The sequence below is a fragment of the Microbulbifer maximicatervae (SeqCode) genome (genome assembly GCF_052467815.1).
Genome location: NZ_CP174326.1, coordinates 3,263,167 through 3,276,626, shown reverse-complemented (window position 1 = coordinate 3,276,626; position 13,460 = coordinate 3,263,167). Strand labels below are relative to the sequence as shown.

Sequence of the window (13,460 nt, the reverse complement as noted above, 5' to 3'; positions counted from 1 at the left end):
AGAATACCCCCAAAAAGAAATAGGCGCACAGCCCTACTGGCCGAACGCCTTAGATGCAAGGGGGCTCAGGAGCCGCGCTTAGTCAACCAGCGCTACGTCTCCCGACCCCATTACTGAGAAGGAGTCACTTCCCGGCCGTTTCAAGACAATATCTCCCGATCCCATTATTGAACCGCTGGCATTATCGGCGCGCAGACTGCGGCCAATAAAATCACCTGAACCCATGAGGCGAACGTTCACATCGGCAACTCGCCCGCCAACCAATATATCGCCGGAACCTTGTATCTCCGCAAGTAAACTCTCACCGGTAATAGTACTTATCTTCATGTCGCCAGAGCCAGTCACCGCTACTTCCCCTTTGACAGTCAATGCCTTATTGAGGAACAAATCACCGGAACCAGTAACATACGCTTTCAAGGATTCCGCAGCGACCTTGTCGATATTGATCATTCCTGAGCCCGTCACCCCCAAAGTTAGGCCTTCACTCTCAACACTTGAAGATCTAGCCTCACCAGAGCCAGTCACCTTAAGCGCCTCAACTTTAGGCATAGTCACGGTGAAGTTAACTTCATCTCCTTGCCCTCGGGATATGGTGACAAATCCAAAAAGGTTCTGGGTGTTTTCCTCCACAGATAACTCCAACCTTTCCCCTTTTACCTCAACTTTGACGTAGGGCATTGTGCTGACAGGGCCGACAGCGACAACCTCAAAACTGTCCCCCTGAATCAACTTCAAGTGAGAACTTCCCTTGAGAGACACCTGAGTGAACCCTTCCATATCGAAACGCTTAGTTTCCATTTCTTCTGCCTGGGCATTAGTGCAAAACGCAGCGACTGTAGCGAGGACTACTAGCAGCGGGGCAAAGAGCGTCTTCTTCAAAATCATCATTAGAGGAATCTCATCGTTGTTACCAGTTCATACCTATGTGACTCAGTAAGCGGGGGACTTGGATGCAGTGTCCCACAAATATTTTGGGGACACCATATGACCGACCAGTCTAAAAAATCAATCTTAACGTCCTAGCCGCACTCCGCCTCGCTAAAGCCCAGTTCCTTTAAGGATTGTCGAATCTTTTCCGCCTCATGTGCCAACTGCTCTGAAGAAGCAGGCTTTTGCTTAGAGAAGTCAAAGTCTGACAATTCATCTACGGGTATCAGGTGGATATGGGTATGTGGCACTTCAATCCCAGCGATCATCACGCCCACTCGCTTCGGTGAGTAAGTTGCTTTCAGCCCTTTCGCCACCTTTTGCGCAACCAGCATTAGATGAGTCGCCAGCTCCTCTGGAACATCATCCCAATGATTAATTTCCTCAACAGGGATGACCAAACAATGACCAGCCTTTATGGGTGAAATGGTCAAAATAGCTACGACCTTTTCATCTCTCCAAATAAAATTGCCAGGTAAATCGCCATTAATTATCTGAGTAAAAATACTTGCCATAAACTTTCCCAAAAGGTTGAATTTTTTTATTTGGTTCAAACGTGCAGTCTAACACCAAGCGGAAAAAATAAAGTGTAAAGACACGGAAAATACTTGCACAAACACTATTTTTCCTCTTTGGCGAAATAAGCCTCTAATATATGACAACCTGTCGAACAGAATGACAATTTTCTTAAACCAAGTTGGCATACAGAAAGAATATGTCTTAGGCTCGTCACCAATTAATGCTGTACCGCCATTGAGCCAATGCACATTGTGCTTCTTGTAACCAAAATACTTTTTCGGCTCTGCGGGTAAACTTTAAATCAGTGCCAACTGCTCACCGGGGGGAGAGATATGGAAAGCCTGTTGGATCAGGTCGGTGGTGCTAAATTTGTTAACCGTACAGTCAGTGAATTTTACGGTGCTCTCAGCCACCACCTTTCAGCCTACGAAACTTGCGATTTCCGCAAACAGTTAAGTCGCCAAGCCCAATTTCTAAGTCACGCATTATCGCCAACACCGGAACCAGACCGGAGTAGTCGCGCACGCTTTTTAGCCAGGGGACTAAACCCTGAGCTCTTTGATTCAATGTTGGAATATTTTGAGGGGCGCTTGTTAGAGTTGGGATACCAGCCGGACTTCAGCACAGAGCTGGTTACAGTCGTAACCAACCTCTATGGCGGTTGTGAGCAAGACCTATCAATCGCTTGCTAATCTTTACCAGCAGCGCGAACGCACAAGTTGCGGCGCGCCGCCCCTGTCAATACAATTGCGCTTCACAGCCTTTACCCCCCCGTTTTATTGCGCAGCGGTAAGCGCTCATTCACATACTCTTTTATATCAGAGATTATTCATGAAGATTGCCAACCACACAGTTGTGGAGATCCACTACACCCTGAAAGATGCTGACGGAACAGTCATTGACTCCTCAGCCAATGGAGAGCCACTCAAATATCTGCAGGGGGTCGGCAATATCATTGCAGGGCTTGAGCGCGAAATGCTGGAAAAGGCACCTGGTGACAAATTTACCGCAGTAATTGCTCCAGAAGACGGCTACGGGGAGCAAAACCCAGAGCTGATCCAGACTATGCCCCGCAGTGCCTTTGGCGGTGTTGAAGAGTTATCTGTAGGCATGGCATTCCGTGCAGAGAGCACCGAAGGTCACCCGATTGAAGTGGAAATTATCGACATCGACGGCGACGAAGTCACTATCAATGGCAACCACCCCCTCGCCGGCGTTGAGCTGCACTTCGAAATCGAAGTTGTTTCTGTGCGCGAAGCGACTGCTGAAGAGGTTGACCACGGTCACGTGCACTGATCCCATGATATGAAACGCCGCCAGTCGCGCGGCGTTTCCCCCTTCCTCAATGTCATTGCCAAACAACATCATCCTGTTTGATAGCATCTGCAACCTGTGCAATCGCTGGAGTCAACTAATACTCAAGCGCGACAGAGAGCAGCGCTTTACCCTGTGCCGAGTGCAGTCCAATGCAGGCCAACACTTCCTTAAACAGCTGAACCTGCCGCTGGACACTTACCAGACCATGATTTTGCTGGAACGACATGGTGGCACTTACCAATCCTTTTACAAAAGTGAAGCGGCACTGAGAATTGCCAGCCGCCTACCACAACCCTGGCGTTTATTGGCCATTTTGCGCTACATTCCCCGCCCGGCAAGGGATTGGCTCTACGACTTGGTTGCTCGAAACCGCTATCGCTGGTTTGGTCAACGGGAAAGTTGCCTATTGCCGTGTGACGCTGACAAACAGCGGTTTTTGGAAGATGTACCTGAAGAGACCCCAGATGAGCTTGTCTGACCAGTATTTACAGCGATTTGGCGGCATTGCTCGCCTGTATGGCGATAAGGCCCTCGAAATTTTATCCTCTGCTCACATATTGGTGATCGGTATTGGTGGCGTAGGGAGCTGGACCGCAGAGGCCTTGGCGCGAAGCGGCATTGGTCAGTTGACGCTAATAGACTTGGATGACGTCTGCATCACCAATACCAATCGTCAGAGCCACGCACTCGCCGATACTGTAGGCCATATCAAGGTCGAGGTGATGGCAGAGCGCCTACGGCAGATTAACCCGGAGATTACAGTTCATACGGAAGAGGACTTTATCGCTAATGACAATTTCTCAGAGCTGATCAATCCCGATATACACCCTATCGATGTGGTGATTGATGCAATAGATTCTGCACGGGTAAAAGCCGCCCTGATCGCTTACTGTAAAGCCCGAAAAATACGCTTGATAACGGTTGGTTCCGCAGGAGGTAAGCGCTCCCCCGATCGCATTGAGTGCGCCGATCTCGGCCGTACAATTAATGATCCGATGCTGGCAAAAGTCCGCCAACATCTATACCGCTTTCACAACTTCCAGAAGAGTCGCAAGCGCCAGTTTGGCATCGATGCGATCTTTTCCACTGAAGCAATGGTATACCCGCAGCCAGATGGGCAAGTATGCCAGCAGAAGAGCGCTATGCAGGACGGTGTTAAATTAGACTGCAGTGGCGGCTTTGGTGCGGCAACTATGATTACCGGCACCTTTGGGTTTTTGGCCGCCAACCGGGCCATCGAGCGACTTCTCCAGGCAAAAAACTAAGCCGGGGTTAATTGAGCCCTCAGCTGATCGCGGTAGCGCCTGCTCACCGGGATCAGCTGGCCGCCAACCAAGTGAATACGCGCATCACCGCTCTCCAGGGGTTCAATCTCCGCAATAGAGTCCAAGCGCACAATATAGGAGCGGTGGATGCGAGCGAATGATCCTGGATCCAAACGCTCCAGTAACTTGGTCATAGTCTCCCGCAGGGGGTAAATTCTATCGCCCAAGTGCAGATTGACATAGTTGCCAGCAGCTTCTACCCATTCGATATCCTGCACATTAACCAGAAATTCTTTTCCCAGCTTTTTCACCAGAAGACGCTCCGGCCTTTCTACTGGCTCAGCAGCATCTCCCTCATCTGGCTCCTCTAGTAAGCGCGCCTCACCCTGTAAACGTACCAACAAAAAGCGGTACAAATAAACAGAGCTTAAAAGAGCGGCATAGGTTTGAATATCTTTGAGATATTCATAGAAAAATTCTACAGGCCAGTTACCAAAGTTATAGGAACCATCATTGAGGTGGTAAATGACCGTCCTCATAAACACCATGCCGGAAACGTGGATCAAGGACCAAGGCAAAGTGAAAAATAAATGTATGGCCAAGCTCTGCCGAACTCTCCCCTTACGCAGGGGGAAATAATGATCAAGAAGCAATATCAGCGGAAATAAGATTGCGATCATTAGGATACTGGTTCCCTCCCACACCAGAAATTCCCATGGCTGAAAAATAGAACCCCAGCGGCGGTGATCAAAGTATGCCAAAGCGAACTGAACAAGCCATTGGCCGACAAAAAACAACAACCAGAATCCCACCTCAAACTGTCGCCGGTGCATCAAATACTGCTGAACCGTCATTGCTCCTGAACCAGTATAAAAATTCATCGGCAGTCTACCCCCAATTCACCCCCAAAAACCACCACTGGCCCCTAATACCCTACAAATCGGCACTTTGGGATAGCTAATGGCAAATACTAACGGGAGCATAGCAAGCGACTAAAACAGCCTTGAACGACGAAACCTATGCATTCAATAACACAGAGACGCCACGATATTGACGCCCTTCGTGTACTAGCCTTTGGCCTACTTATTCTCTACCACCTGGGAATGGCCTATGTCGCGGAATGGGGGTGGCATGTAAAAAGCAGCTACCAAAGCGAGCCACTACAACTGGTAATGCTAGCGGTTAACCAGTGGCGGATGCCGTTGTTGTTCCTGATTTCAGGTGCAGCCAGCTATTTTCTCTTCCACAAGCTGGGCACTGGGGGTTACTTACTGAGAAGAATGAAGCAGCTATTGATTCCGCTAGCATTTGGAATGCTGGTGGTGGTTCCACCCCAGGCCTACTATGAAGCGCTAAGCAACGGCATTATTGAGCCTGGATACTTATCATTCCTGCTGAAGTACTTCTCGTTCAGCCCCTGGCCAGAGAATGCCTTTGCTGGGAGTGAGTTTGGCCTGACCTGGAACCATCTGTGGTATCTACCCTATCTGGCATGCTACACCCTGGCCCTTACTCCTCTAGCCCTGTGGTTTAAACACCAACGGTGGCTGGGCCGATTCATGGAGAATATTAAATCTTGGCAACTGCTAATTCTGCCGCTTGTACCCATGATGGTATACGGCCTGGTCCTATTTCCGCGCTTTGGTGGGATAAACTATGCCGTCGTCGACGACTGGTACACCCATGCCAGATTTTTTACTTATTTCTTCTGCGGCTACTTGCTGGTCAGCAGTAACGCCCCTTGGGAAATACTGGCAAGATTGCGCAATCGCTTGGTTATTGCAGCGCCCCTCACTTTCGCCCTATATCTATTATTTGATCGAGTACTACCTGATAGCAGTATGCCCGCCCAAAAAATACTGCTTTTTATTGTTATCTATACAAATCGATGGGTATGGCTCCTGGCTGTTTTAGCCTGCGCTTATCGATTTCTCAATAAGCAATTCCGTTGGTTACCCTATGCCACTGAAGCGGTTTATCCCTGGTATATCCTCCATCAAACCATTACCGTAATCGCTGTGTATCAATTGGGGCAACTCGCCCTGGGGCCCATCCTGGAGCCCTTGCTAGTATTATTAATCACTATTTTCGGCTGCTGGGCTTCATATGAATTTATCATCCGAAGAAATCCAGTTTTACGGCCGCTGTTTGGTTTAAAGCCTATTTCCAATATCGGGCCTATTGCGGTGGAGACCCCCATACCCCGCTCCAGTTAAGTTAATGGGAGGTCTGCTCCACCAGATTCAAAGCACGTTGCAGCAATGCGTAAAAACCATTGCTGCGCGATTCACTTAAGTGCTTTCCGAGCCCCAGCTCAGCAAATAACAGGGAAAGATCTCTCTCTCTAATCTCAGTAGCCGTGCGGCCATCGATTTGTGAAAGTAATAACGCACCCAGGCCTTTTACAACCCGGCTGTCGCTTTCCAATCCAAAATAGTGCCTACCACCCTCTGTCCGGTGCGCTAACCAAGCTGCAGACTCACAACCCCGCACCAGGTTTTCTTCGGTACGTATCTCGGGCTTTCGAGCAATAGTTTTACTCCACAGCATTAATTCTCTATAACGTCCCTGCCAGTTGCGCTGGGAAACCAAACTCTCTAGCAATAACGAGGAAAAATCATCCCTGGCCCATTCATCACTCTGAATACTATCCCCCTGTTCAATTGACTTCTGGATCTCACAATACTCTTCCAGGGCCTGCAAAAAAGCCTGAATATCACTATCGGTATTGTAGGCTGCGACTGAGGCTCGGACCGTCACCAAATCACCGCTCTCTTTACCTAACAATTGTGCACAGTGATGGCCTACTCTCACTGCAATATCGCGCTCGTCCAGCCAGTGCATTAAATCGGCAGCGCTACCATGAATAGGCACAAAAGAGACAATACCCAGATTGTGGCGCACTTGGCTGATAACTCTAAAATTGGGGGACGCTATCAGTTCGCGATGTATCCATCGCACCAATTTCTGCTCATGCGCCGCTATTGCGACCCTATCTTGCTGCTCAAGAAATTCCAGTGCCGCTCCAAGACCCGCTATTGCCGCCAGCGGAGAAGTGCCTGCCTCAAATTTGTGCGGCAAGCCTGCATAATGACTCGTTTCAAGCTCAACATCGGAGATCATTTCTCCACCACCCAGCCATGGCGGCATAGACTCCAAAAGTGTTTCCCTACCGTATAAGAAACCAATTCCTGATGGGCCATAAAACTTATGTGCGGAGGAAACAAAAAAATCACAGCCAATTTTCTGTACATCAATCACTTCATGAGCTGCCAACTGGGCGCCATCAACAATCCACATCAAGTGCTTTCTGCGCAGCAATTGCCTCACTGCAGCCAGGTCCGGCCGCAATCCGAGTGCGTTGGAACCACCGGTCAGGGATACAATTCTTGTGCGCTCATTCAGCACTTCTCCCAGGCGATCAAATTCCGGGACACCCGCTACATGGGGTACATAGCGCAAACTCAAATTGAATCGCTTGGCCGCCATCTGCCAAGGGATAATATTTGCATGGTGCTCCGCTGTTGAGATGACAATTTCGTCCCCAGCCTGCAACTCACTACACAGGCTGTGCGCCAACAAATTCAATGCCTCAGTAGCACCGCGACAAAATACAATTTCCCTTGTGCTGGCAGCATTAACAAACTGTGCCGCTTGGCGACGCACTCGCTCCACCATTTCTGTAGCCTTACGCGCCAAACGGTGACTGGAGCGATGCGTATTGGCATTGCTGTGCACATAGTAATCGCGTACAGCATTAATCACTGCCTCTGGCTTCTGCGTCGTTGCAGCATTATCCAGGTATACCAACTCCTTATTCTCCTCTTGAGCAAAGAGGGGAAATGACTGCCTGAATGATTCAGCGGAAAAACTCATAGGGAAAATAACTTCTCAGTATTTCGACAGGTAGCATTGGCGATTTCCCGCACGGAAACTCCCCGCAAATCAGCCAGTGCTTGTGCAATTTTAGAAAGGTTTTCAGGGCTATTACGCATACCCTGCTGACCTGAAAGGGGCATATCCGGGGCGTCCGACTCAAGCAGTAAACTCTCCAGCGGCGCACGTGACACAGCCCGTCGGGTTTTCGCTGCCCGTGGGTAAGTAATTGTTCCACCGATACCCAGATAGAAGCCGCGCTTCCAGTACTCTTGCGCCATTTGCTCACTTCCACTGAAAGCGTGGATCACACCTCCCCGGGGGAGCTTGAATTGCTTTAACAGCCTCAGGAGTTCATTGTGGGCCCGGTGAACATGCAGAATAATCGGCAGTTCATGGTTACTAGCAATCTCCAAATGAAGCTTGAGAATATCTTCCTGCTTATTCAAGTCAGTGCCGATAGAGGCATCCAAGCCACACTCTCCAACAGCGACACATGAGTATTTCTCAAGGCTCTCACTAAGCCGTACTCCCAACTCCATCAGGTTTTCCCGCCAGCTGGAATCTTGCGGGATTTTCTTCACCCACCAAGGGTGAACACCAGCAGCCATCATCCAACCGGGCTGTTCCGATACCAGAGCGCCCAACGACTGCCACTGAGCCTCGCAAACGCCGGGGATAATGACCCTATCTATTCCGGCATTGAGACATCTTTGCCACACCTGATCCCGGTCCAGTGAAAAAGCCTCAAAATCAAAGTGGCAATGGCTGTCTATAAATTTCACTTGTGATACCCATTATTCGCGCGCATATTAGCATGAAGTCGCCTTTTCCTCTGGTACACCTGTGATTGAATCTCTTTTGCCAATCGCCCTTTTTGCTTTCTCAGCCAGTATTACACCGGGCCCTAATAACCTGATGATTATGTCCTCAGGACTCAATCACGGCATCTACAGTTCAACACCTCACCTACTGGGAATTTGGCTGGGATTTCCCGCCATGGTGGTTGCCATTGGCTTGGGACTGGGAACCGCCTTCAATCACTTCCCTTTTTTGCATGAGGTAATTCGCTGGGCAGGCATTGCCTATTTACTCTACCTGGCATGGATAATTGGTTCGACCCGGGAAATGGGTTCTGGAAATTCAAGCCAACCCCTGAGCTTTACTCAGGCGATGGCTTTTCAGTGGATCAATCCTAAAGGCTGGATTATGGCCACTGGAGCACTGGCTGCTTTCACCAGTCCCGGCACAGAAATATGGTCGGGAGTTGTTAAGGTTGCACTGGCATTTATCACCATTGGCGGGCCTTGCGTTGCCATTTGGCTATTCTTTGGCGTTGGGCTAAAACGGTTCCTGACTGAACCACGCTACTTACGAAGCTTTAACATTGCTATGGGATTGTTGCTTGCTGCAAGCGTTATCCCCTTGGCCCTCGAGGGGCTTACCCCCTTTGGCGCAGCCACCTGAAAGGTCTCTTCAACAGCTTAAGCTCGGGAGCCTAGCTCCCGAGGCGCTCAGAGCTAGGAAAAACTAGCGAGACGCAGCCTGGAAACGGCTTACTGCACGAAGCTCGGCTGAGTCCTGTAACCAAACAATATCTTCAGCCTCTACTTGCTGCCCTGTTATCCCTGATAACTGATCACTGAGTACTTCTAGTCGGGTATTCTCATCGACGCCCTCCACCGGAAGTCGGATCCAGACCTGCCCCTCTTCGTCTGTAACCTCCGCAGGTGCCCCCTGGTCAGTACTGCTTAAATGGCGATCAAACACAGAGCTGTGACCTGGCGGCAAATAAATAGTGCCATTGGTAATATCGACAGCGAAGGCCACTATGCCCGGCAGCAGGCCAAATAGCAGGCCTACGCCGTCCAAGATTACGACCGCAGGATCAACTCGCCCACCCGCCTGCCCTTTGCGCTCCGGGTACAGGAAATAGCCGCAGGCGCTCAGATTCATCACTGTTACAAGCGCAGCGGATGCCACGACACTTCGTTTAATCACTCTATTCATGGTGTCACCTCTCACGAAAGCCCCCTATGCGGAGCTATTACTTGTTCTTTCTATTCCCACTAATGCCATGGGATCTATTCTCTATCTGTACAAATTCACGTCAGATAGCCCTGAGACAAAAAGATCATCAAATTTACGCCGATCGAAACGTTCGTACAACATCAAACAGGCTCGATTGCCTAAACTTTAACCAGCACTTGCTGCGGGATGTTAAGGAGATTTACTAATTTCTGACAGTGTGGAGTGACGCACTTGTGATCTGACCGGGCAGTAAGCAGTCGCCTGGGGTCCGACACCGGAAATTTCAGGGAGCAGTAGTCGTAGCAGGTGCCGCCAGGGATTGGCTAAAGCACGGTATCCTTATCGATGCCGTGCTTTTCTATTTCACTAAATAAAGGAGATTTCGTCCTATCGCACCCAAAATTGGCGAGATCCCCTACCTTTCTTCCTGGAAAATTCCCCCTACCGCTGTATCCTGCGCCCAAGAACAAGAGTGGAGCTCTCTACATGTATATCAGCAGCGCCTTTGACAGCGGCAATATCGAAGTTATCAATACCGACAGCAATCCAATAGAGCTAGCAATCCGTCAGGACAACAATTCTGACTTCTACCAATGGTTTCACTTTCGTCTGGAAGGCGATATTGGCACCAGCTATCCCTTGCGCATCGTTAATGCCGGCAAATCCGCCTACCCGGAAGGCTGGGAAAACTACCGCATCTGTGCCTCTTACGATCGTCAAAATTGGTTCAGAATTGGCGCCAACTACGACGGCAATACTCTGGACTTCACTGTAACCCTGGATGAACCCAGTATCTATCTCGCCTATTTTGCCCCCTACTCCTGGGAACGCCACCTGGACCTGCTCGCTTGGGCGCAGAGCCACGACCTGGTCAAACTGCAAACTCTCGGTAAAACCCTTGATGAGCGCGATATGACCATGCTCACGGTTGGCAACGCCGACACCGCAAAACATCGTGTTTGGATGATTGCCCGCCAACACCCAGGAGAGACCATGGCAGAATGGTTTGTCGAGGGCTTCCTGGAAACCTTGCTCGACCATGCCAATCCTACTGCGCAAAGCTTGCTGGCAGATACCGTTTTTTATGTAGTACCCAATATGAACCCCGACGGCAGCGTTCGCGGGCATCTGCGCACTAACGCTGCGGGCGCCAACCTGAACCGTGAGTGGCTCAACCCCACAATGGAGCGAAGCCCGGAGGTCTTTTTGGTCAGGGAGAAGATGCTGGAGCTGGGCGGAGATATCTTCCTGGATATTCATGGTGATGAAGCCCTGCCCTATAACTTTGTTGCGGCTTGTGAAGGTATTCCCGGCTATGACGAGCGCCACGCCAAGTTGGAAGAGACATTTAAGCAAGCTTATGAGGCCATCAGCCCCGACTTCCAAACGGAGCATGGATATGAGCTGGATAAACCCGGCGAAGCAAATCTGACAATTGGTACCGCCTGGGCTGGACATCAATTCCGCACCCTGGCTCTAACATTGGAGATGCCGTTTAAAGACAATGATGACCTGCCCGACTTGATCGAAGGTTGGTCCCCGGCGCGAAGCCAACAACTCGCTCGCGATATTCTTTTCCCAATTCGCGAAGTGTTAAAAACACTCAAATAACCTCTATCCGGTGAACTAAATCACCGTTACCGGTAAGAGAAATTAATTTGAGCTGGGCTGTTTCAAACGGCAGCCCAGTTTTAGAGAGACTTTTCTTATTGCAATTATTGATTTATAAAAACCGAGTAGGCGTTTATTTTTGAGCCAAAAGTCACAGGATAGCCTCTATATTTCAAAGATTGCAGAGATCATCAAAACAACATCTCTAACTTTTCTTATTACGCTGTGATTTTTTTAATAATACAGCTACAGCAACCAACAAAAGGAAAGTAAATACCACCAACCCCCACATCACCGACTGAAAAGCCTGGGCAAAAGCCTCATTAAACATGTTAGCGATGCGACTGTGCAGAGCAGCAGACACCCCCATTGCGCCACGCTCTATCCTTTCAGGATTAATCAGCAATGCATCGATATATTTTTCCAGTGCACTGGTAATCTGCACCCCACTTTCCTGCAATTGATTTAGCAAACTCTGTTTTTCCATTATCCGGAATACAGTACCCACTACAGCCAAACCAAGTGCTGCGCCTATGTTTTGTATGCCCCACAACATTCCGGTTGCTATACCTGCACTATTAGGCGGCAAAGCGCCAATAGCGATTGGCGCTGTCGCACTAAATACAAACCCCCAAGCCACACCAAAAGGTATAAAAGCCAGCAAAAGCGTTGAAAAATTGGTATCCACTGAGAATTGCGTCATTACGATTGCCGCAATCAAAATACATATGACACCAATTAAGATTGGAGCCGCAGGTGCGGAATTAGCTGCCATTCTGCCCGCCACAGGAGATACCAAAGCCATCACCAAGGTAATAGGGAGTAAAATCAGGCCGGACATTACCGTTGTATCCTGACGCACAATATGCAAATAAAATGGCAATAAAAAGAAAGCAGAAATGAGAAATATCAACAAGCTAAAATTGGTTAAAACACAAGCAGAGAATAGCGAATTCTTAAAATAGGCAAAATGGATCAACGGTTGCTCCAGTTTTCGCTCAACACGAAAAAGGGCAATAAAACTCAATATAGAAATAACCAATAACAACAGTATCGGCCAGCTCAACCAACCCACTTGCGCCCCTTCAACTACTAACACCACTAGCGAACCCACACTAAGCGCAAGAAGTATCATTCCACGCCAGTCAATATAACTTTTTTCTTTATCTAAATTTTGCGGGCTCCGCATTACAAAAAGGCCAAGCACCATACTGACCAGCACAAAGGGGATATTAATAAAAAAGATCGACCTCCAAGACAAATACTCACATAGGACCCCACCCAACACCGGACCAAGGGCAAAGCCGACAGCCAATACCGACATCCACCATCCCATTGCAAATCCAGCTTCTTTTTCTACAAAAGTGTGGGACAGCAACGCAATATTATTCGGCACGATTATGGCAATGGAGACACCTTGAAAGGCCCGCCAGACAATTAACCAAAGTGGATCCTCAGCCAATCCCGCGAAAAGGGAGCTAACTGCAAGTAATACCCATCCAATATTGAGCATCTTCAGCGAGCCCACAATATCCCCCAATCTCCCCATACTGGCCATCAGGATACATAGCATCAACATAAATATATTCATAACCCACTGGGTTTGAATAAAGGATGCACCTAAACTCTGCTGGATTGTCGGCAGCGCAATACTGACAATGGTGTAGTCCAACCCCAAAATAAAGGTGGCTGGAAAGGAGCCAAGCAAAACAACCCACTTATTCATTAGTCGCATAATTCCCCTTATGCAGCTTGTTAATTAAAGCAAGGAAAGACCCTGAATAATTTATCGGCATTTATTGCTGAGAGAGCTACACAACCCATCCATTATCAATAGAATTATGATGCCACCAGAAAACAACAAGAAACCAACCCTCTTCACATAGACAAAAAAGTCCAATTCGTAGTAAAAAG

Annotated in this window: 14 protein-coding genes; 7 read left to right on the top strand and 7 right to left on the bottom strand. The window is 48.9% G+C overall.

Features of this window, described 5'->3' with window-relative positions; all coding sequences use genetic code 11:
- Positions 1–78 precede the first annotated feature (78 nt).
- Positions 79–888 carry a GIN domain-containing protein gene (locus tag ACJJIW_RS14310; RefSeq protein WP_282933447.1) on the bottom strand — a complete coding sequence of 270 codons (810 nt, stop codon included), beginning with the start codon at positions 886–888 and terminating at the stop codon, positions 79–81.
- A 131-nt stretch (positions 889–1,019) separates the two neighbouring features.
- A complete protein-coding gene (locus ACJJIW_RS14305) occupies positions 1,020–1,481 on the bottom strand; it encodes an HIT family protein (protein ID WP_444935522.1) in 462 nt (153 codons plus the stop codon).
- 297 nt (positions 1,482–1,778) lie between these two features.
- Here ACJJIW_RS14305 and ACJJIW_RS14300 point away from each other — a divergent pair, with 297 nt between their 5' ends.
- The 4 genes from ACJJIW_RS14300 (at position 1,779) to tcdA (ending at position 4,028) form a co-directional block, all read left to right on the top strand.
- Entirely contained in the window at positions 1,779–2,138 is a 360-nt protein-coding gene (locus tag ACJJIW_RS14300) for a hypothetical protein (protein ID WP_282933449.1), read from the top strand.
- 139 nt (positions 2,139–2,277) lie between these two features.
- On the top strand, positions 2,278–2,742 hold the full coding sequence (locus tag ACJJIW_RS14295) for an FKBP-type peptidyl-prolyl cis-trans isomerase (RefSeq protein WP_282933450.1): 465 nt from the start codon (positions 2,278–2,280) through the stop codon (positions 2,740–2,742).
- A gap of 49 nt (positions 2,743–2,791) precedes the next feature.
- Positions 2,792–3,241, top strand: a complete 450-nt coding sequence (locus ACJJIW_RS14290; protein ID WP_282933451.1) for a thiol-disulfide oxidoreductase DCC family protein — start codon at positions 2,792–2,794, stop codon at positions 3,239–3,241.
- Complete coding sequence (gene tcdA, locus ACJJIW_RS14285) at positions 3,228–4,028, top strand: tRNA cyclic N6-threonylcarbamoyladenosine(37) synthase TcdA (protein ID WP_282933452.1); 801 nt, start codon at positions 3,228–3,230, stop codon at positions 4,026–4,028. The genes ACJJIW_RS14290 and tcdA overlap by 14 nt, the downstream gene beginning before the upstream one ends.
- Here tcdA and ACJJIW_RS14280 read toward each other — a convergent pair.
- A complete protein-coding gene (locus tag ACJJIW_RS14280) occupies positions 4,025–4,909 on the bottom strand; it encodes a LytR/AlgR family response regulator transcription factor (protein WP_444935521.1) in 885 nt (294 codons plus the stop codon). The genes tcdA and ACJJIW_RS14280 overlap by 4 nt on opposite strands.
- Before the next feature lie 138 nt (positions 4,910–5,047).
- On the opposite strand from ACJJIW_RS14280, the gene ACJJIW_RS14275 reads away from it, so the two are divergent.
- Positions 5,048–6,244, top strand: a complete 1,197-nt coding sequence (locus ACJJIW_RS14275; protein ID WP_444935520.1) for an acyltransferase family protein — start codon at positions 5,048–5,050, stop codon at positions 6,242–6,244.
- Position 6,245: 1 nt separating this feature from the next.
- Here the strand turns inward: ACJJIW_RS14275 and ACJJIW_RS14270 are convergent, their stop codons facing one another.
- Positions 6,246–7,904 (bottom strand): aminotransferase class V-fold PLP-dependent enzyme, encoded by a 1,659-nt coding sequence (locus tag ACJJIW_RS14270; RefSeq protein ID WP_282933455.1) that lies wholly within the window; start codon positions 7,902–7,904, stop codon positions 6,246–6,248.
- Complete coding sequence (locus ACJJIW_RS14265; RefSeq protein WP_444935519.1) at positions 7,901–8,689, bottom strand: TatD family hydrolase; 789 nt, start codon at positions 8,687–8,689, stop codon at positions 7,901–7,903. Before ACJJIW_RS14265 ends, ACJJIW_RS14270 begins: the two co-directional genes overlap by 4 nt.
- Positions 8,690–8,750: 61 nt before the next feature.
- On the opposite strand from ACJJIW_RS14265, the gene ACJJIW_RS14260 reads away from it, so the two are divergent.
- The gene (locus tag ACJJIW_RS14260) at positions 8,751–9,371 is read left to right on the top strand and encodes a LysE family translocator (protein WP_413665151.1); all 621 of its coding nucleotides are present in this window, start codon (positions 8,751–8,753) and stop codon (positions 9,369–9,371) included.
- A 63-nt stretch (positions 9,372–9,434) separates the two neighbouring features.
- Here the strand turns inward: ACJJIW_RS14260 and ACJJIW_RS14255 are convergent, their stop codons facing one another.
- A complete protein-coding gene (locus tag ACJJIW_RS14255) occupies positions 9,435–9,914 on the bottom strand; it encodes a hypothetical protein (RefSeq protein ID WP_444935518.1) in 480 nt (159 codons plus the stop codon).
- 507 nt (positions 9,915–10,421) lie between these two features.
- On the opposite strand from ACJJIW_RS14255, the gene ACJJIW_RS14250 reads away from it, so the two are divergent.
- Positions 10,422–11,546: a M14 family metallopeptidase gene (locus tag ACJJIW_RS14250; RefSeq protein WP_444894347.1), complete on the top strand. Its 1,125-nt coding sequence runs from the start codon at positions 10,422–10,424 to the stop codon at positions 11,544–11,546.
- A gap of 205 nt (positions 11,547–11,751) precedes the next feature.
- Here ACJJIW_RS14250 and ACJJIW_RS14245 read toward each other — a convergent pair whose 3' ends face one another.
- Positions 11,752–13,272: an MFS transporter gene (locus tag ACJJIW_RS14245; protein WP_444935517.1), complete on the bottom strand. Its 1,521-nt coding sequence runs from the start codon at positions 13,270–13,272 to the stop codon at positions 11,752–11,754.
- Positions 13,273–13,460 lie beyond the last annotated feature (188 nt).